The following is a 23,275-nucleotide window of genomic DNA, read 5'->3' as shown; positions in this document are numbered from 1 at the left end:
AACGCCCCATGTGATCCAAGGCATCACGTCCCGATGTAGTGCACCTTCAATCGGCGTGCCTTGGGTGCTTCCCGATGTTCGAACAGGTACAGGCTTTGTACGCGCCCCAGCGGAAGCTGCCCCTGTTCGACCGGGATCGATATCTGAGTTTGCGTCAACAGCGCCCGCAGATGCGATGGAGCGTTGTCGTTCTCGGTCGGGCGGTGGTGATACTTGCCTGGTGACTTGGGTACGAGTTTCTCGAAGAACGTCTCGATATCCTTGAGCACTTCGGGATCGGCATTGGCCTGCACCAACAGCGCGGCGCCGGTGTGGACGCACCAAAGGGTCAGCAGGCCCGAGACAAATTCGTGTTCGGACACCGCACGCTGAACGATCCCGCTGATGTCGATGAGGGATTTGCCCGGCGTTTCAATGGACAGGTCAAAAAACTGTTGCTTCATCCAGCAGGCCCTTTCCTTGATTTCACGCGATCGCGACCAGTCTCGTATACCCCATTCGGCATTCAGCTGCGGGGCTCAAATATCTGATTTATAGGGTATATTGACTGTAAGTTCATGCAAACAGGCTTTTGAACCTGTCCACACACAGACGAAAACCATCTTCGAAATTCCCGTTGCCGGGGTGATAAACACTCTCGAAGGAAATGACGCCATCATAGGCGTCGGATCTGAGCGCGTCCGCGATGGGTTGGAACAAAGGCGCAAGCTGACCTTCCCCCATGCGGCGCACTTCCAGCGTTGCCCGCGGCGTGTCGACCTTTACGTCCTTGATGTGAATGTGACCCAGATAGCCGCCGCGCAGTTCTTCATAACCGTCTGGGTATGCCAGTTCATGGCACCAGCAGTTGTTTCCGGGGTCCCACAGCACTTTCAAAGAGTCTTTTGCGTCCAACTCGTCAATCAGCTTGCGGGCCGTATAGCTGGAATTGACCAGCGTGCCGTTTCCGGTTTCCACGACAAGCGTCACGCCCTCAGCTCTTGCCAGTTCAACCGCCGGCGCGATCAGCGGCGGCATCGAGTCCCATACCCCATGCGCTACGTTCCACTTCTCGGCGCCGTTTTTTCCCCACAGTATCTGCTCTTTTCGTTGAGTCATGATCCGAACCAGCGGAGACCCAACAACATGCGCCATGTCGACTACGCGTTTCAAGGCGTCCATATGCCGAGTGTGCAGGTCGTCGCCGGGCCTATTGGCAGCTGTCATCCCAGCAAAGATATGGCGCGACAGACATGACACAGGCTTGCCTCGGTCGCGCAAGAGCGCGTTGATCTCGGCAACTTCCTGCGGGGAATGATCCCCGACCTCCGCATCGCCAACGAATTGAAGCTCTGCATAGTCCAGGCTGAACTCGTCCATCACGTCCACGGCATGCCGCAGATCGCGGGAAATGCCGTCGCAAATTACACCTAATTTCATGTCCGGTCCCCTCAGCGATGCAATTCTGCGCCAACGATCTCTTCGATGACGCGAGTACACACCCAGTTGTCGCCATTTGGGTATTTGGTTTTTCCTGCGTGAAAGATCTGCATAGCGGATGAAGCTGTGTGCATTGGAACGCCCAACGCACCGGCCAGTGCTAGCGAGATCGTCAGGTCCTTGTGCATGGTTGCGATATGGCTACCGGTGGCCTCGAACTTGCGATCAATGATGTTTTCAAGGGCGGAATTCACGACGCCGCACCCCGCGCTGGATGAGGAGAACACATCAAGTAATGCCTGACCGCTGACACCGGCTTTGGCCGCCAGGGCCGCAGCCTCGAATGTGGCGGAAAAGATCGATCCGATCAGGGATTGCAGGCAGGCTTTCACGGTTTGCCCGTCGCCAGCGCTTTCGCCGACCCGATGAATTGTTGCCGACACTGCCTTCATGACTTCTGCATTTCGGTCCAGCACATCCGCAGCACCGGCAGCCATCATCGTCAATGTGCCGTTCTGCGCGCCGGGAAACCCACCTGAGACCGGCGTGTCGATTAAGTTAATGCCCGAGCCTTCCATATCCTGCCCGATGGCGCGGGCTTCGGTCGGGGTAATGGTCGCCGACAGGATGACCGTTCCGCCTTTGGCCATGTTCGCAACCAGCCCGTTTTCACCCAGAATGACATCGCGGGCCTGATCTCCGTTCATCACCATGACAAACACACTGGAGGCGTGTCGACCGACCTGTCCCACGCTGTCCTTGTGCCGGCCGCCCATGTCAGCAAATGCCGTCATGCGCGTCTCGCTCAGGTCGAAACCTGATGTTTCGAAGCCATTCTTGATCAGGTTCTTGGCAAGGCCGCTGCCCATGTCGCCAAGACCTATTACGCCTGCAGTTTTCATTTGGACTCCTCCCGATATTTCGCCATTGCCGTATGGCAGACGTTTCGAAAAATGATGCCCAATCGCATCGGTTTTCGCGGGAGTTTCACGCGTCTTGTACAGACGTCGGGCGAGTCCGGAAGACACCCCGCTGCCCGTTTACGTATAGCAATTAAACGAAGAATGCGGCGCTCAGGCAAGCAAAGAAGTGTTGCGGGCGAAAAGAAACCGCCTGATCCGACGCGTTACGAGAACGCCGCCATGATGCCGCGCAGTTCCGCAAGCCCGCGCATACGCCCGATCAACGGATAGCCGGGAGTACTGTGTCCGCCCAGATCGCTCAGCAGTTCTTGTCCGTGGTCGGGTCGCATCGGAATTTGCCAGTCGCAACGCCCTTGGGATTTGCGGCGGCGCTGTTCGTTCATCAGTTCGCGAATGGTGCCGACCATGTCGGTGTCGCCCTCCAGATGCGGGGCCTCAAAGAAGTCCGGTTTCTGGCTGTCTAATCCGGCGATGCGTTTGGTATTCCGCAGATGGACAAAGTGAATTCGGTCGCCATGCCTGCGCACGAAGTCCGGCCCATCAAATTCGGGAGACACTCCCAGCGATCCGGTACACAACGTTGCGCCGTTCGCCAACAAATCAACCGCATCCAGAACGGCGCCGTAGTCATCGGTACTGGACATGATCCGCGGCAGACCAAGCAACGAGAACGGCGGATCATCCGGATGACAGCACAAGCGTAGTTCCAGTTCTTGGGCGACTGGGGCGACTTCTGACAGGAAGTCGATCAGGTTTGCGCGAAGCCGGTCACGGTCGATATGTGCATAGGTCTGCAACAAAGCGCGCACGTCCTGCACGCTCCACTGATCGTTGGCGCCGGGCAACCCCGCTGTGACATTATGCTGCAACTGGGCCTTGGATTTATCCGACATGCGCAAGAAGCGATCCTTGGCCGTTTGCTGGACGTCGCTGGAATAGTCTTCGGACGCGCCCGGACGTTCAAGAATATGTATGTCGAAAACAGCAAAATCGGTCAGGTCGAACAGCATGGCCGTTCCGCCGTGCGGCTGCGGTGCGCGAAGGGCGGTGCGCGTCCAATCCAGGATTGGCATGAAGTTGTAGCAAACGATTTTGATGCCACGGGCGGACAGGGACCTGAGGCTGGACTTATACGCCTGCAGATGTTCAGCCATGTCTGCGGACTGTGTTTTGATCGCCTCGGAAACGGGCAGGCTTTCGACAACGTCCCAACTGTACCCGGCAGTAGCCAGAACTGCTTGCCGATCGGCGATGCTTGGTTCGTCCCAGGGCTGTCCCGGCGGGATGTGATGCAGCGCGGTGACGATGCCCTGAACCCCGACTTGATGGAGAGCGGCAAGGGCGATCGGATCATCGGGTCCGAACCAACGCCAGCATTGTTTCATGGCAGCCATCCTTCATACAGCGGGTGATCGGACCTGATGGGAAGAGCAACGCGCTGCCCGGTGCGCGCCGCGTGATAAATCGCTGTCACAAGGCCGATGGATGCAGCGCCATCCTTCAGCGTAACGGCCGAATTTGCCTCGGACCGCAGCGCCCTGCCGACTTCGGTAAAGAACCCTTCGAACCCCGTTGGCTCGGCAGCGGAGGCTGCAAGGGCGTCGTCGATAGCGGCTTGGTCCACCGGGTCCCGCGCGACGAATGTCCAGGGCGTTTGACCCGGGGCATAGGGTTCCGTGCCAGAGGTGGCGGTCACCTTTTCAAAGACGAACCGCAGGCGGGTTTCGTCCGTGGCGGCGCCCAGGGTGATATTGCTTGTACACAAAGCTCCGGAAGTCATGCCAAAGCAGATCGCGGCGCAGTCTTCGGTCTCGATCGGGTTGACCCGCGTTGTGGCCATTGCAGACACCCAGGCGATTTCACCCGCGATATGAGCCAGCAGATCATGGTTGTGGATGGCATGGCCCAGCACTGCGCCGCCGCGTTCACCAGCCCATGTTCCCCGCCACGGCACAGCGTAATAGTCTGCCCCGCGGGACCAATGGGTCTCAAGCGCGGCAGTTTGGACCGCTCCGGTCAGGCCTGCGCGTTGCAGGTGGCGCAGTTGGGCCAGTGACGGCCCCCACCGGTATTGAAACACCGGAAACACCTGCTTGCCCGCGCTGCGTGTGGCTGCCGTGATCCGATCCACATCTTGCATCGAGGTCGCAAGAGGCTTTTCGCAGACAACGTGTTTTCCTGCGGCCAGTGCTGCAAGGGTGGTCGGTACATGCAGATGGGGCGGCAGGCAGATGTCGATGACATCAATCGCCGGATCATCAAGAGCGTCCTGAATGTTGGTTAGTGCTCGAAAATCCGAGTTCTGCCGTATCTGTTCGATCCGGTCCGTATTCTGGTCGACCACGGCGGCTACGCGAAAGGTGCGGTCAAGCCGTTCCAGAGCGTCCAGATGTTGCGCACCGATACCTGCGCCAAGGATCGCAACGTTGATCATCTGCGTTGCGCCATTTCCTGCGCGTGCAGTGCCAGTTCCATGACCGTAAAGCAGTGGGTCTGTGTCATCGCGGTTTCGGTCCGGTTGCGGATGTCATCGGCCAGGCGCGCGAAGTAGGGAAGGCCGGCGTCGGCTGCGTCGATCTTTTGGCAGGTTTCACCATTGACGAGGATCAGATGGTCTGTCCCTGAGGCCCCACCCACATCGACGTATTTCCGCAACTCGATATATCCTTCGGTTCCGAGGATCGTCAGACGACCATCCCCCCAGTTTGGCAAGGCATCCGGCGTGAACCAGTCAACCCGGATGTACCCGGTGCCATTCTCGCTTCTTAGATTGAGTTCTCCGAAATCCTGCAATCCGGGATCTTTGGGGTTTGCGTAGTTCGCCACATAAGCGTTCGTGATTTCTGCGGTTTTCGAACCTGTGTAATGCAAGAACTGATCGATTTGATGCGAGGCGATGTCGGTCAGAATACCGCCATAGCGGTCACGCTGAAAAAACCAATCCGGCCGGGTTGCCCGGTTCAATCGGTGCGGGCCAAGCCCAACCGTCTGGATCACGCGCCCGATGGCACCGGACTCGACCAACTCGGTCGCCCGGGTGCTGACGGGCGTTTCGAATCGTTCGGAAAAATTCACCGACCAGATTCGACCGGTGTCGGCGACCGCTCGCTTGATCTGGTCGAGTTGCTCGAACGTCGTGCAGCCCGGCTTGTCGCTCATGACATCCATGCCGTTTTGCATGGCGCGGATCGTCAACGCGGCCCTATCTGCCGGTATTGCCGAAATCAGCGCCAGATCCGCCCCACTGGTTAGGGCGTCTTCCAGTCGGGCCAGCCGCGGAATATCGGGAAACCTTTTGACGTAGCCCGGTAGCGATTCCGGATCGCCTTGTGTCCAGTAGCCAACGCAGTCCACGCCGATTTTACGCATGTTTTCCGTCATGCCATAGATATGGCGGTGGTCCAGGCCAAGGGCGACGCAGGTCAGGCTCATGAGATGACTCGTGTTTTCTGGCCGGTTCGATTGGCGATCTGCATCGCGTCTATGACGGCGTGGGTCAAAAGGGCACTGCGTCCGGTGGCCATGGGCAGCGTGCCATCGGCAACAGCCTTGGCGAAATCCTCGATGACCGCCTGATGCCAAGCATGGGTGAACGCCATGGGATCGGCCCCTCCGCCTGTGGCGGACGTTTCGCCAACCGTGGATTTATGACCATCGAAAGTCGTTAAGGTCAGGACACCTGACTCCAGATGCGCTTTGGCGCGTGTGCCTTGGATGGTAATGGACTCAGCGGCCCCGGGATATTCGGCAGTAGTCGCCATCATAGTGCCCACGGCGCCTCTATCCGTTTCAAAGACTGCACCTGCCCAATCCTCAGCTTCGAGAACGTGTAACGGAGTTTTTCTCATCATGGCTTGAATGCCCGAGATCGGCCCCAGCAGCCACATCGCAAGATCAAGCGTGTGGATTGCCTGCGAGATCATGACACCGCCTCCGTCGCGCGCATAAGTGCCGCGACCCGGCTCGTCATAGTAGCTCTGATCGCGCCACCAGGGGACACGGATCTCCACCGTGGCGATCGCGCCCAGCTCACCTTGTTCAATGGCTGATTTCAGCGCCTGCGAGGCGGCGCGGGCGCGGTGCTGAAAGACGATGCCCAGCGGCACACCGGATACCTCGCACTGCTCGACGATGGCTGTCGCGGCGCCCAGCGTTCTCTCGATGGGCTTTTCCAACAGGATCGGTTTCGAAGCGCTCGAAAGAACCCGAACCAACTCTGAGCGCTGATCGGGCGGTGTTGCGATGATCGCAAAGTCGACGTTTGGGTCGTCTGCGATTTCCTCGATCGAGCCGAATGCGCGGGTGCCGTTTCGCCGCGCGAACTCAGCTGCTTTTTCAGAGTTGCGCCCGAGGACGCCGGCAAGACTGAGGCCTTGATCCGATGCTCGAATGGCAGCGACATGCGTGCCCGAAACCATCCCCAAACCAATCAGCGCAATATTCATTCATTCCCCCGGATCACACGGTCAGTCTGCGGGTTCGAACGGGAAAGATGCAACCATTAAAAACTGTGTTAACAATTGCGGGCAGCAGTATCGGAGGCAGAATTGACTGGCAATTTGAATGGCATGGCAGAAAACCTGTACTTGGGCATCAAGGACCTGCCAATCGTGTCTCCGCATGGTCACTGCGATCCGGGGTGGTTTGCAACCGATGAGCCGTTTCCCAACCCGGCAGAGCTGCTTGTGGTTCCCGACCATTACGTATTCCGTATGCTCTATTCGCAGGGCGTTCCTTTGTCCGAACTTGGCGTTGGGGAAGAGGGGCGAAAGAAGGATCCCCGCGCCGTTTTTCGCACCTTTGCCGAACACTGGCATCTGTTTCTGGGAACGCCATCCCGGATCTGGATTAGCTACGTGCTGCACGAAACGCTGGGCGTGTCTGAAGAGTTGTCTTTGCGCACGGCTGACCTGATTTATGATAAGATCTCAGAAAAGCTGGCGCGACCCGAATTTCGTCCGAGGGCTTTGTTCGACAGGTTTGGGATCGAGGTTCTGGCCACCACGGATTCCGCTCTTGACGCACTCGTGGAGCATCGGGAGATCCGTACAAGCGGTTGGGGCGGGCGGGTTGTTCCGACGTTCCGCCCAGACGGGGTTTTGGATGGGGCGGACCCGGAGTTCGTACAGAACCTGAACAAGTTGGCCGAGCTGACAGGCTGCGATCTGAGCAGCTATGATGGCTACCTCAACGCGCTGCGAATGCGGCGGGCTTACTTCATCCAGCTGGGATGTACTGCCACCGACCACGGTATCGAACGCGTACAGACCGAGTGGCTGGACGACCCGGATGCGCTGTACCAGCGGCTGAGACGGCGGGAAGGTACCGAACAGGATGCTCGCCGGTTCTATGGGCATATGCTGATCGAAATGGCGCAGATGTCTGTCGATGATGGTCTGACAATGCAGATACATGCTGGCAGCAAGCGCAACACGAACCACGCGGTACTGCGGGACTTCGGACGGGACAAGGGGGCCGACATTCCAATCGCGATGGATTGGGTCACGAGCCTTGAGGCGCTGTTGAACCGGGTCGGCAACTCGGCGGAACTGCGCATCATACTTTTCACATTGGACGAAAGCACCTATGCCCGTGAATTGGCCCCGATGGCGGGACATTGGCCGTGCCTTAGGATCGGGCCGCCTTGGTGGTTCCACGACAGCCCAGCCGGGATTGCGCGGTATTTCGATCAGGTCGTTGAAACGGCCGGATATTACAATCTGGCCGGATTCAATGACGACACGCGGGCTTTCCTGTCCATTCCTGCACGTCACGACCTGTGGCGAAGGGGTGTGGCGATTCATCTGGCGGAGCAGGTTGCGCGCGGCTATTTCGATCGGGACAGTGCCGAGCATCTGGCGCGATTGCTGGCGGTCGATCTGGCGAAACAGGTTTACAGGTTGCAAAGCTAGATGGGTACAATTCTTCATTTCGGCCTTGGAAACTTTGCCCGGGCGCACTTGCTGGATTACACCGATCAAGCGGGCGAATGGGACGTTGTCGGCGTCAGCCTGCGTTCATCCTCGGTTCGGGATGGATTGGCCCGACAGGGATTCGAGTACGATTTGTGCGTACAGGGGCAGGGAGTCCGGCGCATCAAGGCTCTGCGTGACGTTCTGGTCGCGCCCAAGGATCGCGCAGAGATATTCGATGTGATGGCGGATGCCGAGATCATTTCGGCAACCGTTACCGAGAAAGGTTATCACTTGGACGCCGCGGGCAAGCTGAACCTTCAGGATCCAGCGATTGCCGCCGATCTGGCAGGGCAAGGGCCTGCGACGCTGATCGGGTTTTTAGCTTATGGCCTTGCGGAACGGCGCAAGCCAGTAACGGTACTAAGTTGTGACAATCGCATGGAAAACGGCAAGACGCTCGAAACGGCAGTTGCCGATTTTGCGGAAGCAGCCGGTCTGGACGTGAATTGGGACTCTGTTCGCTTTCCCAACGCGATGGTCGACCGGATCACCCCGGCTACCACGGACGCCGTTCGCGCAATCAGCGGCGATCCTATGGCTGTTCCGACCGAGGCGTTCTCGGAGTGGGTGATCGAAGACAGTTTCTCCGGTCCGCACCCGGATTGGCCGGGAGTGCAACTGGTCGATGACGTAGCCCCGCACGAGATGCGAAAGCTGCGCATGTTGAACGGTGCCCATTCCCTGTTGGCTTATGCCGGGTTGGAGCGGGGCATGACCTACGTCCACGAAGCGGTTCGAGACCCGGTTTTGCGCCCGCTGGTTTCTGAGTTGATGAAGGATGCGGGCGCAACGCTGCCCGCTGCACTGCAAGCACAGGTTCCGGATTATGCCGGGGCTTTGTTGCGCCGCTTTGAAAACCCCGAGCTGGCGCATCGTCTGGACCAAATCGCGATGGATGGCAGCCAGAAGCTGCCGTATCGGTTTGTTCCCACACTCCGTGAGACCGGCTCTCAGGCGGTGATTGCAGGGATGCGGGCCTGGATCTCCTATTGCATGTCCCAGACCGCCAAGGGCAGGGCGCTGAACGATCCTTGCGCGTTGGAAATTGCCTCGGCTGTCAAGCAGCCGGACCCGGTAGCGCCGCTTTTGGGTCTCGTTGGCGCTGAGGATCTCGCGCCACTTATCCGGGAATGATCGCGCCGCGGAATTGAACAACGGTGGAAGCCAAATTGTGTCCAGCCATCAGGGCGTCGGCCTGTGATTTCCCCATCAGCAAGGCCGCGAGGTACCCACCGTTGAAACTGTCGCCCGCCGCTGTCGTATCCAGCACGTTTTTGGCAGGTTCATAGGTTTGGTCAGTGTTCTGACCGATGGACAAAGGGCCATTCTCTCCGCGTTTCAACGCACCAACACCGTGATGATCGGCAAAGCGTGCAGCCACCTGGTCCGCGCTTTCCCCGAACAATGCCATCTCGTCGTCAATGGACGGCAGGGCAATGTCTGCACGTTGCCAAAGCCGTTGGTTAATCTGCCGAGCGTGTTGGACGCTGTCCCAAAGACGCGGACGAAAGTTGCTGTCATATACCAACCGGACGGAAGAGCCTTCGAGCCAGTCCAGAAGCGCAAGCCTGACTGCATGCGGAAGAATGGCCACGGAAATCCCTGACAAGTACAGCACGTCGTAACCGTTCAGCGGGCTGAAGTCGTGATCGGCAAAAAGCTGACGGGCGGCCGCCTCGCTGCGCCAATAGGTAAAGCTGCGTTCACCGTCCGCAGATGTAGTGATCGCGTATAGTCCCGGAGAGGCGTCCGGAATGATGCGGATGCCGGATGTTCCGATGTCATGACTGGCGATGAAGTCCACGATACGCCTTGAGAACGGATCGTCGCCTAGACATGTCACATACTCCACCTGCAGGTCAGGCGCGGCACGGTGCATGTAGATGGCCGTGTTCAGCGTATCCCCCGCGACGCCCACCTTCGCGCCGGTTTCCAGCATGGACAATTCGATCATTGCTTCGCCGATGCAGGCAATTCGCGTCATTTCTTTTCTCTTTTCCAGATGATGAGACCGGCAGCCATGATCAGCGCAGCCCCCGCCAACGTGAATGCGTCCGGTACTGTGTCAAAGAACAGATAACCCCAGATTGCCACGTAGATTAGGAACGAATAGGTGAATGGCATCAACTGGCTCGCCGTTCCAAACCGATGCGCGTTCGTCAGCAGCTGATGCCCGCACCAGCCAAACACACCAAGGCCGATCAGTACAATCAGGCTCCACGTGTTTTCTGGCTGGACCCAAAACCAGATGGCGAACGGCAACAGGACCACCGTACCGGTAAGCCCGAGGTAGAATTGCATAGTGTCCACGGCAACGACCCCGGACAGCCTGCGCGTCATAATCGAGTACAAAGCCAAAGCGGTGGCATTGTATACGATCAGCAGCATGGTCGGATGAAAGGCCGAACCAAACGGCCGTACGACAACCAACACCCCCAGAAAGCCCAGGATTATAGCCGCCCAACGCCATGGGCCCACGCTTTCTTTCAATACAAAGACGGACAGAAAGCACACGATGACCGGGCTGGAGAACATGATTGCCGACACAACGGTCAGTGGCAAAAACCGTAGGGCATAAAAATTGAAAACGGTCGCCGAGATCAGCAGCAAGGCCCGGCTTATCACCTGCCATGGATGGTCAGTCTTGAACCGACCGGCCTCTATCCCGCCCTTGGCGATCACGCCCACTGAGATCACGAAGTGCCCCGCATAGCGCATGAACGCCAACTGAAATGCTGGCACTCCGGCCAACGCCAACCACTTGGCCCCAAGGTCAACCAACGAAAAGAACAGCCACGCCATCAGCATCAGCACAATGCCAAGGCGCGGCAGGTCAGCGGTGGGGTTGGCGGAGACGGCCATCGATCAGGTGTTGAAACGCTTGACGTAGTAGTCAACCATCTGGCTTACCATGTCATCCGCCTGACCGTGGTCGCGGGCGTCATTCAGCGCCGAAAGCGCGCCCTGCGACATCAAGCTGATAACGCCTGCCTCGCGTGCCATACGGTCATAATACCCAAGGTCTTTTGCCGCGTTCTTGATCGCAAAGGCCAGCTGATTTGGGTCGCTCTCAACGCCATAGGCTTTGACGAAATCCATCATTCCGGAATGCAGCGGCCCTGCGGCCATCACATCATACAGCTGCTTGCGGTCAACACCGGTGATGTCAGCCATGGCAAAGGCTTCGGCCATCGCGTTCGCAACGGTCATTCCGAAGAAGTTGTTGATCAGCTTGATCGTGTGTCCGGACCCAACGGGGCCAAGGTAAAAAACGTTTTCGCCCAAATCTTTCAGTGTCGGCTCGGCCTTGTCAAAGGCAGCCTTGTCGCCAGACGTCATAATGTTGAGCTTGCCTTCCAGCGCGTGTGAAGGTGTCCGGCCAAGCGGTGCGTCAAGATAGCTTCCGTCGGCTGCGGCAACCTCCTCGGCCAAGGCGCGTGTGCTGCCAGGAAGCGAGGTGCCAAAGTCGATGACAATCGCGCCGGACTTCAATCCCGCAATCACTCCATCTGCACCGCGCATACGACCCTCGACTTGTTCGGAGGTGCCCATGCACAGCATCACGATGTCGCTGGCCTGAGCCAGTTCTTGGGCGTTTCGCATCTCGCGGGCGCTTCGGTCAATCGCGGCGTCCAGGTACGTGCGGTCGCGGTTTCCCAATACAGCGACCGAATATCCTTGGTCCAACAGTCGGCTAACCATGGCTCCGCCCATTAGTCCCAAGCCGATAAACCCGATTGATGGTTTGCTCATTGGTTTCCCTTTCCGTGAATGTGTCTGGTTTTTATTCTTGTGTTTGTTGCGGGCGGCTTTGCTTTTTTAATGCTCATATTGCTCGGTGGATAATCATTGGTTTTTGGGTGGTCCGGCATTTGGCTGGGCCGCATGTCCATCAGGCCGGCGCCCGCGCTCGAGTCGTTCGCGCCTTTAGCCCCTGTTCAATCCGTGATGTGACCTCGAGCGTTCGGGCTGCATCCTCGACGTCAATCAGTGGAGGAGCTCCATCGATCACGTCAAGGAAGTGATCCAGCTGCACCTCTAGCGGTGCGCGTTGTTGTTCCGGTCGTGTAAGTTGGTCTTTTTGGGCCGCAGTGCCCCAATCCTGTCCGCGCCACAGGGTCATGGAAGGAAAACTCACAGCGCCACTGGTTCCCGTGATCCAGATCATGTCCTGATGGGTCGTGCCGATGTTCGGGTTTTCGCCGGTTCCGGCCTCAAACCCCCAGGGGCTGGGTGCGGTATCGGCAAAGCTGATAGTGCCCGTCGCGCCGTTTTCGAATGCGATCGCGACAGCCCCGCTTTCTATCCGTTCCGATCCGCGGATGGGCGCTCCGGGCAGGGCGACGACATCCGAGATTTCTCCGATCACAAAGCGCAGGACATCGATATCATGCACCAGATTGATCATGACTGGGCTGCCATCGGAAGTCCGCCAGTTCTGTTCAAAATAGCTGTCGGGTTTGCGCATGGCCCACAGCAACGAGACATTGATGACTTGTCCGATCGTACCTTGCGCGATCACCTCCTTCAGGTGTTGCAAGATTTTATGATACCGCCGATGATGGCCTACAAGGCTGCGGACATTGGCCTGGCGAACGGCCGTCTTCAGGCGCAGGGCATCATCGACCGACGCGGCAACCGGCTTTTCGATCAGCATGTGCCAACCGCGGGATGCGGCCAGAATGCCATGTTCGGCATGCAGGCGGGTCGGAGTGGCGATGATGACGCCATCTACCGGGTCTTGCACCTCGTCCATACTGGCAAAACGCGGCGCGTCGATCTGGATCGAGCCATCTGGATCGGCCAACCCGACCAACTGGCAACCGGGATGCTCAATCACGGCGCGGACGTGGCGGATACCGATTAATCCGCCGCCGGCTACAAGAATCCGTTTCACATCACCGCTCCGATTTGCCAGGGAACAAATTCGTAGTCACCCAAGCCCTGCGCCTCGGACTTGGTCCGCGCGCCAGAGGCGACTTGGAGCAGCCGTCGGTATATTTCCTGTCCTTTTTCTTCGACGCTGGCGCCTTTGGTCAGAATGTCGCCCGCATCCACGTCCATGTCTTCGGGCATGCGTGCTGCCAATTCAGAGTTGGTAGCGATTTTCAGCGTGGGTGCCGGCTTGGACCCAAATGCAGAGCCGCGTCCCGTGGTGAAACACACAAGGTTGCACCCAGCCGCGATCTGCCCGGTCACCGAGGCCGGGTCATATCCGGGGCTGTCCATGAAGGTGAAGCCTTTGGCGGTGATGGGTTCGGCGTATTTGAATACACCGGTCAAAGGGGTGGTTCCGCCCTTCGCCGCGGCCCCCAGCGACTTCTCTAGGATGGTCGTCAGACCCCCTTGCTTGTTGCCGGGGCTTGGGTTGTTGTCCATCGAACCGTGATTGCGAGCGGTATAGTCCTGCCACCAATCGATCAGTCCGATCAGTTTTTCCCCAGTTGTGCGACTAAGGGCGCGGCGGGTCAAAAGGTGTTCGGCTCCGTAAATTTCGGGTGTTTCCGCAAGTACACCTGTGCCGCCTTGCGCAACCAACAGGTCGCAGGCATGTCCGAGCGCCGGGTTCGCGGTCACGCCGGACCAAGCGTCCGAGCCACCGCATTGCAGCGCAACCATCAGTTCGGACGCCGGGGCTTCGCTGCGCCTCGCCTCATTGGCAATGGGAAGCATCTTTTTGATCTTGTTGATGCCCATTTCCACGGTCCGACGCAATCCGGCGACGTTCTGGATGTTCATCGTCTGGAAGGTGGGACTTTGCTTCAGCCCATACGCGTCCAGCAGCCAGTCGATCTGGTTCATCTCGCAGCCTAGACCGACCATCAGAACGGCAGCGTGGTTGGGGTGTTTTGCAAACCCCCACATGACCCGTTGAAGGGCTTCAAAACCGTCGCCGGAATCGGCCATTCCGCAGCCCGTTCCGTGGACAAAGGCCACCACGCCGTCGACGTTCGGAAACTCGGCCAGCTTGTCCGGCGTGAAGTGATTGGCGATCATGCGGGCCGCAGTTGCCGAACAGTTCACGGTGGTCAGAACCGCGATGTAGTTGCGCGTGCCGACCCGACCGCTATCCCGGTGGTAGCCCATAAACGTATCGACCGAGTTGGCGGGTTTCGTGGGTCTGTGATCCGTCGCAAACTCGTAGTTCACGCTGGTGTTGCGGAACTCGACATTGTGGGTGTGCACATGGTCGCCGGGTTCAATCGGTTGGGTGGCGTAGCCGATGATCTGGGCGTACTTTCTGACCGGATCGCCGAGTGCAAGATTCCGCGTGGCGACCTTGTGCCCCGAGGGGATGCGCGCATTGGTCGTGACATCCTCGACCATACTGCCGGCCTCCAGGTGCCGAGTTGCAACCACCACGCTATCCGTTCGATCTAAACGTACAAAAGTCATAATCAGCTTTCCTGGCGGCAGCAGCTAGGCGCAGAACGGTGAGTCCGATGACCACCGGTGAATATCTATATGCGGCTTGCCAGACAGTCTTGCTCGTGCCGCCTCCCAATTGGACTTGCAGACGCGCCAATCTCGCAGCTCGGTTTCGGGGCGCGATCTGGACCTCGCGATGAAGCTGGGGAAATGATCTCGACCGGTCGGTTGACCTGCTGCACTAAAGCGGATGTCGAACGACCAGCGGAACCGGTCCGTTTTATTGATCAGCGAAGCGTGTGGCGTCAAAGGGTGAAACAGGATTATCCCGCCGGCCTTGACAGGAAGGGGTACGGCGCGGCCTTCATCAATGAACCCGTAAGCAATGCCTGTCTGCGTCCGGGAACAATGCGGCAGGATGGTTTGGTCCGGTGCCATTGGCAGCACTTGCAGGCAGCCGTTTTCGACGGTTGCATCGTTGACGGCAATCCACACCGTGACCATGTCGGTCTGATCAGCATCCTCCAGCGCAACCGCTCGGTCCTGATGCCAGTCCGTTGCGGTGATGTGCGCGCGCACCTCGTCCTTGGACAGCTTCAGGGCAGGGGGCTTCAGCCGAACGTGCTGGATTGGATTGCTCACCAACTCTGGCCCGATCAGCTGCTCGACAATGTCAAGCATGGGACGGGCCGTCAGCAAGTCGAACACTGCGGGCCCAATATGGAACGGTGTGTCCGCCATGATCCGATCGCCGGGCAGCGAGATGTCCAGCGGCTGGAAATAGTCGCATCCGGCCTGATAGGCGGACAGAAGTTTGTCCCAGAAGGTCATTCCGGACGGCTCGTCCTTGACCAGTCCTTTTTTGTACCAACAGTCATAGAGCCGGTTCAGGACATCTGAGTATTCCGCTTGCACCCGACCCAGGACATCGCGGGGAATTACATCCTCAACCACGAGGTATCCATCGGTCTGGAACTTGCCAATCGCATCTTGTGTCAGCATGGGTGCAACCTCACAACAGCAGCGCGATGATACCCGGCCAGATCAGAAGAACGGAAAGCGCCAGCAACTGGATCCCGATGAATGGCAGGAAGCCGCGGAAGATATCCGTCAGGCTGATATGCGGCGGAGCCACTGACTTCAGGTAGAACGCGGCCGGGCCGAAAGGGGGCGAGAGGAAGCTGACCTGCATGTTCATACAGAACACGACGCCGAACCAGATGGCGACATGACTCGGCTCCAACTGGCCAAAGACTCCGATTTCCTCGATAGGAAGGCGCAGGACGATCGGCAGAAAGACCGGAATGATCAACAGTACGATGCCGACCCAATCCATGAATGCGCCCATGAACAGCAAGATCAGCATCATTACCAGAATGACCAACATGGTCGGCAGCTCCTGGCCGACGATCAGGTCGGCCACGTATTGGGGCCCTCCAGCAATGGTGTAGGCACCCGCCAGCGCGGCGGCCCCGATCGTAACCCAGATGATGGTGCCTGTGGATTTTAGTGTCCGCATCAAGCTGTCCCAAACCAGCTCGAACGATCCTTCGCCCCGTAGGATGGCGATGATCAGGACGGCGAAGGCGCCCATGCCAGCAGCCTCAGTGATCCCTGTGATCCCGCCATAGATCGAGCCGAGCACGACGCCGATTACAACCAGCGGCGCGACGAGACCCTTGCCCATTTCCCAACCGATTTTTGCGCGCTGTCTGCCAAAGACGAAGAAAATCAGCAGAAGGGCGACGATCGTGATACCGGCAAACCAGGGCAGGTAGTCAGCTGTCCCCAATCGCGCTGGTTCGCCCTGGCTGGCAGCGTTTGAGCCTGACAGCTCGAAAAAAGCGGCCCGGATAAACAGAACGGTGGAAAATCCGGCGATGACGATGCTCATGAAGGCACCAAACAGTTTGCGTTTCTCGGCTGGTTCGGGGTCGTTCGGGTCTGGTTCCGGCAGCGGAGCGTGATGAGGATTCAACCGCGTGCGGATGATGATGTACAGGATGATCATCGAGGCCAGCATGAAGCCGGGAATGAAAGACGCGGTGAACAGTGACTTGATCGAGGTTTCGGTGATCAGCCCGTAGATGATCAGAACGATCGAAGGAGGGATCATGGTGCCCAGCGACCCAGAGGCGCAGATGACGCCGATCGCGAGATTCTGATCGTAGCCCAGGCGCAGCATTTGGGGCAGGGCGATAAGGCCCAGCAGGACAACCTCACCGCCGATGATGCCGGACATGGCCGCCATGATCACCGCCATGATCGAGGTCACGATCGCGATGCCGCCGCGTGTTCTGGACAGCCAGACATTCAGCGACGAATACATGTCGCGCGCGATCCCGGACCGCTCTAGCAGCGACGCCATGAAGATAAACAATGGCACGGATATGAGCACGTAGTCCGTTAAGAGCCCGTATATCTTCTGCGCCAGGATATAGAGCGGCCCAGTCCCAGGCCGACCTGTGAGAATCCCGTCGCCGAATGAAAACGGGTTTAAAAGCAGTGTCGGTTCGAACTTGAGCACAAGAACCAGAACCGCAAGCGAAGCCGAGGCCAGACCCAAGGGCATCCCGATCGCCAGAAGCACAATCAGGGCGACCATCAGGATGAGTGAGATTGTTCCAATGTCCATCAGTCTTGTCCCACCGCCCGTTTGATCATTTCAATTTCGTCTTCGTCCGGTTCATCTGTGTGGATTTCCGGTTCTTTGTTCCAATCCGCGACCAGGTTCAAAATTGCTTGCATTGCGACGAGCGTAATCACGATCAGCACCATCGGCTGCAACGTCGCCGGGATCGGCGGATTGAAGGCAGAGCCATAAAGCTCCCATTTGTAGAGCTTGTTGACGAACACCTGTTTGTAGCTGCCGTAGACAAGAAAGAAGGCAAATAGCACGATCAGTATAGTCGAAACCGTATCAAAAACGCGCTGAAGCCAACGTGGAACTGCGTCGTACATCAGGAATATTCGAATGTGACTGCGTTGCTGCATGGCGTAGTAGCCAGACATTAAAAACACAAAGCTGGCGAACCAGAGTGTCATTTCGTTCGCCCACTCGGTCGGCTTCTCCAGTATGTAGCGCATGAAGACTTCGTAGAGCATGACGACAGTCATGATTGCGATCATCATCATCGTCACTCGACCTATGAACAGGGCGAAACGGTCCATTACCGTCGAGCCTTCGAACTCCATCGTCGCCGGGCGCACGGTCTTGGTACCAATCACTGCAAGAAACGGTAGAAGGACGAGCGCGGCCATGTCGATGATGTCGACATACCCCCCGAATACGCCAGACAATTCGGGCGTAACGTCGCTGCGCAGATATATTTCAGTTACCTGACTTTTGAGGGATTCAGAGGTGTAAGGCAGCCAGTCCAATAGGAATGCGGGAAGATGCCAAACAAGCCAGCTGGCTGTTGCGACGAAGGCCAACGGTATGAGCCATTCAATTAGTCCGCCTGAGTTCTTGTGCATCGCGTAACCCTCGTCCCTATCCTTCGATCCTGTAGTGATCGATAAAGTCTCGGTCCGGCTCGACACCCAATCCGGGGCCAGTCGGGATCATGACTCGGCCGTTGTTGGCCTTGACCTGATTTTGAATTTCCAGCGGTTCGGTCAGCAGATCGTCCCGAAACTTGTTGTCCGTTGTGTCGAACTCCAGCATCGGCTCCCATGGATGCAAGCCGCCTGGAATTGCGGGCATGGCCGCTAGTAAATGCAGATTAGTTGCGACGGCGATGGCGCTACCCCAGACGTGATTTACGACCGGCGTGAAATGTGCGTGGCATAGTGACAGTACCCTGAGATACTCTGAAACACCGCCCAAAGCACAAACCTCTGGCTGCGCGATATCGATGCCACGGTTTTCAAGAAGATTGCGCCATGCCCAGCGATTGAATACCGCCTCTCCGCCCGAGATGTTTACTTTAAGCGAAGTGCGCAGTTCGCGGTATCCGTCAATGTCTTCTGGCGCGACCGGTTCTTCGAACCAATATGCGTCCAGTTCTTCCAGCGCCCGACCGACAAAGAACGCGTCTGAAGTCGTATAGGCATGGTTTGCATCGACCATAAAAGGAAAGTCGTCACCAACTCCGCGTCTAACTGCTTCGCACAGTTTCACATCAGGCTTCGGGCCAAAGCCCGTTTTCATTTTGGTGGCGGTAAATCCCATTGACTTGATCTTTGCGGCTTCATCCTCAAAACGGCTTGCAAGACTAGAAATCGGTTCATCCCGGAGCATCATGCCGTAGCCGTAGCAAGGAACGCTTGCGCGATGAGCCCCGCCGACAAGCTTATGGAGGGGGAGGCCAGAGATTTTGCCGGAGATGTCCCAAAGTGCGATGTCCACCCCGGACAAAGCCTGTATTGGCATTCCGCATTGGCCATGGTCTCGCAAAAGATTGTACACCTTGTGCCAGATCACGTCTTTGTCCAAAGGGTCCATGCCAAGGACCATTGGTTGGATTACTTTTTCCACGATGGATTTGTTCGCAATGGCTATGTTTCCGGGACCAAAGCACTCCCCCCAACCGGTTACCCCTTCATCTGTCTGAATCTCGACCAGATGGGTTGTACGCTTGTCATAATACTGTTGCGAGTAGCCCAGAACTTCCGGCATGTCGTACTGCAGTACATGACTTATTATTCTGGTGATTTTCATGAAGTTCTGGATCCCGGCGCCGATCCGGAGAGGCCGCAAGCGCGGCCTTTCCGTGTGTCGTAGTTCGATCGAAGCCTGATTATTGCATTGCGCCCAGGTCACGCAGGAAGTTGATGTGGCTTTCCAAAAGCGCCTGTGCTTCAGGTGTCGTTGCGAACTCAGTCCAACCGACCTGAACGGCCGCGCGATACGCTGCCAGGTCTTCAGGCGACCATTCGTACAACTGAACGCCTTTTGCCTTCAGGTCTTTTGCAGTCTGAGCGTTCTGCACCTCATTGATTGTGGCATTGTGCAATGCCAGGCTATCCATTGCGACTTCCATGATCTTCTTGTGATGCGCGGGCATCGCTTCCCAGACGTCTTTGCGACAAGCTAGGTGATCTGCAGGCATCGAGTGGAAACCGGGATAGTTTGTGTGACCTGCGATTTCGTACAGACCGAGGCCCACATTGTTCGTCAGGTTCGCAGCATCCGCACCATCAATGATGCCGGTTTCCAAAGCCGTGAAAATTTCGTTGAAATCCATCACGATCGGAGAAGCACCAAGTTCCGCGAACACCTTGGTTGCAAGGCCTGGAGGCGAGCGGAACTTCCAATCTTTGAAGTCTTCCACTTTTGCAATCGGCTTGGTCGAAGACAACGACTCTGGCCCGGGAATCCACCATCCGATGAATTCCATGTCGTAGCCGTTGTATAGATCATTTACAGCTTCTCTTCCGCCGCCATGAAGAAGCCAAGCCATTTGCTGATATGGGTTCTGATATCCGCCGAGCAGGTCGCCCGCAAACTGGAAGGCCGGGTTTTTACCGGTCTGATAGCCGCCGCCCGTCATGTCGCAATCCAGAATTCCTGTAGCTGCGGCATCGAAGGTTTCAACTGATTTGACCACCGAAGAGGAATAGAACATTTCAACTTCGATTTCGCCGTTCGACATTTCCTGAATGTCTTCAACGAATTTTGCAGCCATCTGGCCTGACAGAGTTTCGGGCGAAAAATGGGTTTGAATTCTAAGCTTCGTTGTTTCAGCCATCGCGAAACCGGCTGCCATTGTCGTGGCTACGGCCGCCAGGGCCGCTGTCTTGACTATTTTCATATTGTCCTCCCAGACGTTGAGCGTGCGCGGTGTGGAAGATCTTGCCGCCTCCTTTGCTGTCGCGCAGGTAAACGTTAAGCCGAAGAATCGAATGCAACAAGAAAAAATTGAAATTTCTAAAAATTTCGAGATTCTTGCGATAATTCGAAAATAAGGTTAGGACGCTACTTGGACAAAACTTGAAGGTGCATACTGGAATGAACGACGAAATAGATATTTATCAAGATCTTAAGATGCGCCTGATCTCTAATGGATTCGAGCATGGAGCGAAGGTGCGGGCTGAAGAACTTCGTAAAGTGTATGGCTGTTCTGCGAGCGCCGTTCGTGAAGTCCTTTTTCGTTTGGCCGCTGTTGGTTTGGTGGACTTTCAGGAACAAAAAGGTTTCCGCGTGCCAATGCGATCGCCGCAGAAGCTAATCGAATTGACGCACGTCCGTGTTCTGTTGGAGGCCGAAGGCACCGCAATGTCGATCCGTAATGGCGGGGTGGATTGGGAAGCAAGATTGACGGCCGCACATCACAAACTCAGCCATATCGAAAAACGCATTCACGCCACAGACGACCCGAGCGGCCTTATCGAGATATGGTTTGCCTCGGAAAAGGAGTTTCACCAAACACTTATTTCTGCCTGTGGCTCGGAAACTTTAAAACAAATGCATAGCCGAGTTTACGCGCAGTTCAGGCAGCAGTTGATGGTTGCAGACCGGAACTTTGAATTCATTTCTCAGAACATAAGACACCATGCCGATATACTTGAAGCAGCATTGTCAGGGGATGAGCAGTTAACACGAGAGAAAATTCACGATCATCTGGAACGCCACCTAACTGGAAAGACGATGGGCGACTAAAGCCGAAAATCGTCTTCTAAATACACGCGAATGATTTCGTCGAAGCTTGATTCCGCTTCGAACCCCAACTCCAGAGCGCGATCTGTTTGAAAGTCGCGCGGCCAATTCTTGACTATTCGTTCGATTGCCTCGTCGGGTTCTCGCCTGATTAGGCCAACCGCTTCTTGACCTGCCACTTTGCGCAGAGCTTCGATTTGTTCGGCGACGGTGCAACTTACGCCAGGCATGTTCAATGCGCGTCTGTCATTCAAAAGCTGTGTGTCCATTGTTGCTGCGTGGGTCAAAAAAGTCGCAGCGGCGCGGGGGCTGGCGTGCCAGTGGCGAACGGTTTCGGCAACTGGCAAGACAGCCTCATCCCCATTCAATGGCTCTCGGATTATACCCGAAAAGAAGGACGAAGCGGCAGCGTTGGCTTTGCCCGGGCGCACACACAAAGTGGGCAAGCGCAAGGAAATACCGTCGATGTACCCTTTCCTGCTGAAATCCGTGATCATCAATTCAGCGGCCGCTTTCTGCGCTCCGTAACTTGTCAAAGGTGCCGAGAGGAACTCATCGCTTATCTTTTCGGGGAATGGTGACCCGAAAACTGCTATGGACGAGGCAAAAACCAGACGAGGTGTGTACTCGTTTCCTGATGCCTCGTGTTCATCCTTAAGTGCGTTCAGCAGTGCCCACGTTGCCATAAGGTTTACATCCCAACCCAACGCAAAGTCTGTTTCAGCTTGGCCTGAAACGATAGCTGCAAGATGAAAAATGACGTCTGGCCGCTGCGTAGCAAAAGACTTAGCTATGCCTGACGCAGTCAAGTTCCCCACAATTTGATTACCTGCCGCACTGTCGGGCGGGAACGAGAGATCGAACAGTGAGACTTGGGCATCGGCTCCGAAGGTTTCTTGGGTCGACACGCGATGGGCCAGTTTCTGACCCAGCATTCCTCCGCCGCCTATAATCAGGATCCGCGTCACAGCATTCCGTTCCGTTTTTTGAGTTCTAGATACAAAGCCGAATGATCCAGTTCGGCCCCATCCATTTCGTCTATCAGATATTCGAAACGGTCGCGCACAGATCGGGTGCTAGGTAGCTCAACGCCAAGGCTTCCCGCTTCCTCCAGCGTGTTGTCCAAATCCTTTAGTTGAAACTTAGACAAACCCCCAGGTGTAAAATTTCCATCAGACATGCGTTCGCCATGTTGTTGCAAGATAATACTATCCGCAAAGCCCCCCTTCAGTGCGGCCCTCAACGCGGAGGGGTCCGCACCACCTTGCTGAGCCAGCAGAGTCGCTTCGGCGACAGCCGATATTGTTACAGCGACAATTGTTTGATTGGCCAATTTGCACAATTGACCAGAACCACTTGGGCCAACATGCACAGGCTCGCCCATTGCTGTCAGAACCGGTCGCACGCGCTCCATAACGTCCTGATCGCCACCGACCATGATCGCAAGGGTGCCAGCTTCGGCACCTTTGGTGCCACCGGAAACCGGGGCGTCCAGATGCAGTACCCCCATCGAGGAAAGCTGCGCGGATTGCTCTCTTGCGTGTTCGGGTTTGGCGCTCGACATATCAATCCAGATCATCCCCGGTTTGAGTTGCTCGCGGAAAGCCTCGTCAGCAAGTAGCGCGCCGGTCGCGTATCCATCCGAGAGCATGGTTATTATTACGTCTGCACCCGAAACCGCCAGCGGGGCAGTTTCCACCAATGTCGCGCCTTCTGCTGTCAACGGTTTTGCCTTTTTCAAGCTGCGGTTCCATACAGAGAGCGGAAACTCGGCGCGCAAAATATTCCGCGCCATAGGAGCTCCCATCAGGCCGGTTCCCAACAGAGCCACTTTGAACTGCTTGCTCATCATCTACTGTCCTTCCGAAGGTGCGCCACGCATGGTTATGGCCAAACCAAAATCTCTGTCATACGCTAACGGCTCTGTGCCCACATGCCAGAAGTCGTTGCATATCCGCCAAGGTTTCTTTGCTTCTCGGTTGATCTGT

The 23,275-nt window shown here is 56.8% G+C and carries 21 protein-coding genes and 1 pseudogene; 3 read left to right on the top strand and 19 right to left on the bottom strand.

From position 1 onward, the window contains the following. Positions 1–23: 23 nt before the first annotated feature. The 7 genes from ACR0JG_RS13870 to ACR0JG_RS13840 all read right to left on the bottom strand — a co-directional run bounded on the left by ACR0JG_RS13870 (position 24) and on the right by ACR0JG_RS13840 (position 6,787). Positions 24–443, bottom strand: a complete 420-nt coding sequence (locus tag ACR0JG_RS13870; protein ID WP_480570510.1) for a secondary thiamine-phosphate synthase enzyme YjbQ — start codon at positions 441–443, stop codon at positions 24–26. Positions 444–555: 112 nt separating this feature from the next. Next, positions 556–1,419, bottom strand: a complete 864-nt coding sequence (locus ACR0JG_RS13865) for a sugar phosphate isomerase/epimerase family protein (protein ID WP_480570507.1) — start codon at positions 1,417–1,419, stop codon at positions 556–558. 11 nt (positions 1,420–1,430) lie between these two features. Then, entirely contained in the window at positions 1,431–2,321 is an 891-nt protein-coding gene (locus ACR0JG_RS13860; RefSeq protein ID WP_480570504.1) for an NAD(P)-dependent oxidoreductase, read from the bottom strand. A gap of 224 nt (positions 2,322–2,545) precedes the next feature. Then, a complete protein-coding gene (uxuA, locus tag ACR0JG_RS13855; protein ID WP_480570501.1) occupies positions 2,546–3,727 on the bottom strand; it encodes a mannonate dehydratase in 1,182 nt (393 codons plus the stop codon). After that, positions 3,724–4,776, bottom strand: a complete 1,053-nt coding sequence (locus tag ACR0JG_RS13850; protein WP_480570498.1) for a Gfo/Idh/MocA family protein — start codon at positions 4,774–4,776, stop codon at positions 3,724–3,726. The genes uxuA and ACR0JG_RS13850 overlap by 4 nt, the downstream gene beginning before the upstream one ends. After that, complete coding sequence (locus ACR0JG_RS13845) at positions 4,773–5,774, bottom strand: Gfo/Idh/MocA family protein (RefSeq protein WP_480570495.1); 1,002 nt, start codon at positions 5,772–5,774, stop codon at positions 4,773–4,775. The genes ACR0JG_RS13850 and ACR0JG_RS13845 overlap by 4 nt, the downstream gene beginning before the upstream one ends. After that, positions 5,771–6,787 carry a Gfo/Idh/MocA family protein gene (locus ACR0JG_RS13840; protein WP_480570492.1) on the bottom strand — a complete coding sequence of 339 codons (1,017 nt, stop codon included), beginning with the start codon at positions 6,785–6,787 and terminating at the stop codon, positions 5,771–5,773. The genes ACR0JG_RS13845 and ACR0JG_RS13840 overlap by 4 nt, the downstream gene beginning before the upstream one ends. A gap of 123 nt (positions 6,788–6,910) precedes the next feature. Here ACR0JG_RS13840 and uxaC point away from each other — a divergent pair, with 123 nt between their 5' ends. Further along, positions 6,911–8,254 (top strand): glucuronate isomerase, encoded by a 1,344-nt coding sequence (gene uxaC, locus ACR0JG_RS13835; RefSeq protein WP_480571128.1) that lies wholly within the window; start codon positions 6,911–6,913, stop codon positions 8,252–8,254. Then, positions 8,255–9,451 (top strand): mannitol dehydrogenase family protein, encoded by a 1,197-nt coding sequence (locus ACR0JG_RS13830; protein ID WP_480570489.1) that lies wholly within the window; start codon positions 8,255–8,257, stop codon positions 9,449–9,451. Here ACR0JG_RS13830 and ACR0JG_RS13825 read toward each other — a convergent pair. From ACR0JG_RS13825 to ACR0JG_RS13780, 10 genes and pseudogenes are all read right to left on the bottom strand, one after another. Continuing rightward, entirely contained in the window at positions 9,438–10,301 is an 864-nt protein-coding gene (locus ACR0JG_RS13825; protein WP_480570486.1) for a sugar kinase, read from the bottom strand. The genes ACR0JG_RS13830 and ACR0JG_RS13825 overlap by 14 nt on opposite strands. Continuing rightward, positions 10,298–11,179: a DMT family transporter gene (locus tag ACR0JG_RS13820; RefSeq protein ID WP_480570483.1), complete on the bottom strand. Its 882-nt coding sequence runs from the start codon at positions 11,177–11,179 to the stop codon at positions 10,298–10,300. The genes ACR0JG_RS13825 and ACR0JG_RS13820 overlap by 4 nt, the downstream gene beginning before the upstream one ends. Before the next feature lie 3 nt (positions 11,180–11,182). Then, a pseudogene (locus ACR0JG_RS13815) lies at positions 11,183–12,103 on the bottom strand (NAD(P)-dependent oxidoreductase); the annotation flags it as partial. Between the two features lie 106 nt (positions 12,104–12,209). Continuing rightward, on the bottom strand, positions 12,210–13,214 hold the full coding sequence (locus tag ACR0JG_RS13810) for a Gfo/Idh/MocA family protein (protein ID WP_480570480.1): 1,005 nt from the start codon (positions 13,212–13,214) through the stop codon (positions 12,210–12,212). Then, on the bottom strand, positions 13,211–14,713 hold the full coding sequence (locus ACR0JG_RS13805; RefSeq protein ID WP_170396167.1) for an altronate dehydratase family protein: 1,503 nt from the start codon (positions 14,711–14,713) through the stop codon (positions 13,211–13,213). Before ACR0JG_RS13805 ends, ACR0JG_RS13810 begins: the two co-directional genes overlap by 4 nt. Positions 14,714–14,737: 24 nt before the next feature. Then, positions 14,738–15,688 carry a phytanoyl-CoA dioxygenase family protein gene (locus ACR0JG_RS13800; RefSeq protein ID WP_480570477.1) on the bottom strand — a complete coding sequence of 317 codons (951 nt, stop codon included), beginning with the start codon at positions 15,686–15,688 and terminating at the stop codon, positions 14,738–14,740. Between the two features lie 10 nt (positions 15,689–15,698). After that, positions 15,699–17,321 (bottom strand): TRAP transporter large permease, encoded by a 1,623-nt coding sequence (locus tag ACR0JG_RS13795; protein ID WP_480570475.1) that lies wholly within the window; start codon positions 17,319–17,321, stop codon positions 15,699–15,701. Then, entirely contained in the window at positions 17,321–18,163 is an 843-nt protein-coding gene (locus tag ACR0JG_RS13790; protein WP_255612041.1) for a TRAP transporter small permease subunit, read from the bottom strand. Before ACR0JG_RS13790 ends, ACR0JG_RS13795 begins: the two co-directional genes overlap by 1 nt. Positions 18,164–18,179: 16 nt before the next feature. Beyond that, a complete protein-coding gene (locus tag ACR0JG_RS13785) occupies positions 18,180–19,349 on the bottom strand; it encodes a mandelate racemase/muconate lactonizing enzyme family protein (RefSeq protein WP_480570472.1) in 1,170 nt (389 codons plus the stop codon). A gap of 79 nt (positions 19,350–19,428) precedes the next feature. Further along, positions 19,429–20,442, bottom strand: a complete 1,014-nt coding sequence (locus ACR0JG_RS13780) for a TRAP transporter substrate-binding protein (RefSeq protein WP_170396175.1) — start codon at positions 20,440–20,442, stop codon at positions 19,429–19,431. 197 nt (positions 20,443–20,639) lie between these two features. On the opposite strand from ACR0JG_RS13780, the gene ACR0JG_RS13775 reads away from it, so the two are divergent. Beyond that, positions 20,640–21,290, top strand: a complete 651-nt coding sequence (locus ACR0JG_RS13775) for a GntR family transcriptional regulator (protein WP_170396177.1) — start codon at positions 20,640–20,642, stop codon at positions 21,288–21,290. Here ACR0JG_RS13775 and denD read toward each other — a convergent pair. Both denD and ACR0JG_RS13765 read right to left on the bottom strand, forming a co-directional pair. Continuing rightward, entirely contained in the window at positions 21,287–22,255 is a 969-nt protein-coding gene (gene denD / locus ACR0JG_RS13770) for a D-erythronate dehydrogenase (RefSeq protein ID WP_480570469.1), read from the bottom strand. The two genes, ACR0JG_RS13775 and denD, sit on opposite strands and share 4 nt — an antisense overlap. Next, positions 22,252–23,136 carry an NAD(P)-dependent oxidoreductase gene (locus tag ACR0JG_RS13765; protein ID WP_480570466.1) on the bottom strand — a complete coding sequence of 295 codons (885 nt, stop codon included), beginning with the start codon at positions 23,134–23,136 and terminating at the stop codon, positions 22,252–22,254. Before ACR0JG_RS13765 ends, denD begins: the two co-directional genes overlap by 4 nt. Positions 23,137–23,275: the final 139 nt, after the last annotated feature.

Source organism: Ruegeria sp. AD5 (assembly GCF_056542345.1).
The sequence above is the reverse complement of the archived record's forward strand: the minus strand, read 5'-3'. Positions and strand labels throughout refer to the sequence as shown.

Excerpts from the sequence above, each read along its gene's own strand:
- ACR0JG_RS13870 (WP_480570510.1), bottom strand. The coding sequence starts at position 443 with ATGAAGCAACAGTTTTTTGACCTGTCCATTGAAACGCCGGGCAAATCC.
- ACR0JG_RS13865 (WP_480570507.1), bottom strand. The coding sequence starts at position 1,419 with ATGAAATTAGGTGTAATTTGCGACGGCATTTCCCGCGATCTGCGGCAT.
- ACR0JG_RS13860 (WP_480570504.1), bottom strand. The coding sequence starts at position 2,321 with ATGAAAACTGCAGGCGTAATAGGTCTTGGCGACATGGGCAGCGGCCTT.
- uxuA (WP_480570501.1), bottom strand. The coding sequence starts at position 3,727 with ATGAAACAATGCTGGCGTTGGTTCGGACCCGATGATCCGATCGCCCTT.
- ACR0JG_RS13850 (WP_480570498.1), bottom strand. The coding sequence starts at position 4,776 with ATGATCAACGTTGCGATCCTTGGCGCAGGTATCGGTGCGCAACATCTG.
- ACR0JG_RS13845 (WP_480570495.1), bottom strand. The coding sequence starts at position 5,774 with ATGAGCCTGACCTGCGTCGCCCTTGGCCTGGACCACCGCCATATCTAT.
- ACR0JG_RS13840 (WP_480570492.1), bottom strand. The coding sequence starts at position 6,787 with ATGAATATTGCGCTGATTGGTTTGGGGATGGTTTCGGGCACGCATGTC.
- uxaC (WP_480571128.1), top strand. The coding sequence starts at position 6,911 with ATGGCAGAAAACCTGTACTTGGGCATCAAGGACCTGCCAATCGTGTCT.
- ACR0JG_RS13830 (WP_480570489.1), top strand. The coding sequence starts at position 8,255 with ATGGGTACAATTCTTCATTTCGGCCTTGGAAACTTTGCCCGGGCGCAC.
- ACR0JG_RS13825 (WP_480570486.1), bottom strand. The coding sequence starts at position 10,301 with ATGACGCGAATTGCCTGCATCGGCGAAGCAATGATCGAATTGTCCATG.
- ACR0JG_RS13820 (WP_480570483.1), bottom strand. The coding sequence starts at position 11,179 with ATGGCCGTCTCCGCCAACCCCACCGCTGACCTGCCGCGCCTTGGCATT.
- ACR0JG_RS13805 (WP_170396167.1), bottom strand. The coding sequence starts at position 14,713 with ATGACTTTTGTACGTTTAGATCGAACGGATAGCGTGGTGGTTGCAACT.
- ACR0JG_RS13800 (WP_480570477.1), bottom strand. The coding sequence starts at position 15,688 with ATGCTGACACAAGATGCGATTGGCAAGTTCCAGACCGATGGATACCTC.
- ACR0JG_RS13795 (WP_480570475.1), bottom strand. The coding sequence starts at position 17,321 with ATGGACATTGGAACAATCTCACTCATCCTGATGGTCGCCCTGATTGTG.
- ACR0JG_RS13790 (WP_255612041.1), bottom strand. The coding sequence starts at position 18,163 with ATGCACAAGAACTCAGGCGGACTAATTGAATGGCTCATACCGTTGGCC.
- ACR0JG_RS13785 (WP_480570472.1), bottom strand. The coding sequence starts at position 19,349 with ATGAAAATCACCAGAATAATAAGTCATGTACTGCAGTACGACATGCCG.
- ACR0JG_RS13780 (WP_170396175.1), bottom strand. The coding sequence starts at position 20,442 with ATGAAAATAGTCAAGACAGCGGCCCTGGCGGCCGTAGCCACGACAATG.
- ACR0JG_RS13775 (WP_170396177.1), top strand. The coding sequence starts at position 20,640 with ATGAACGACGAAATAGATATTTATCAAGATCTTAAGATGCGCCTGATC.
- ACR0JG_RS13765 (WP_480570466.1), bottom strand. The coding sequence starts at position 23,136 with ATGAGCAAGCAGTTCAAAGTGGCTCTGTTGGGAACCGGCCTGATGGGA.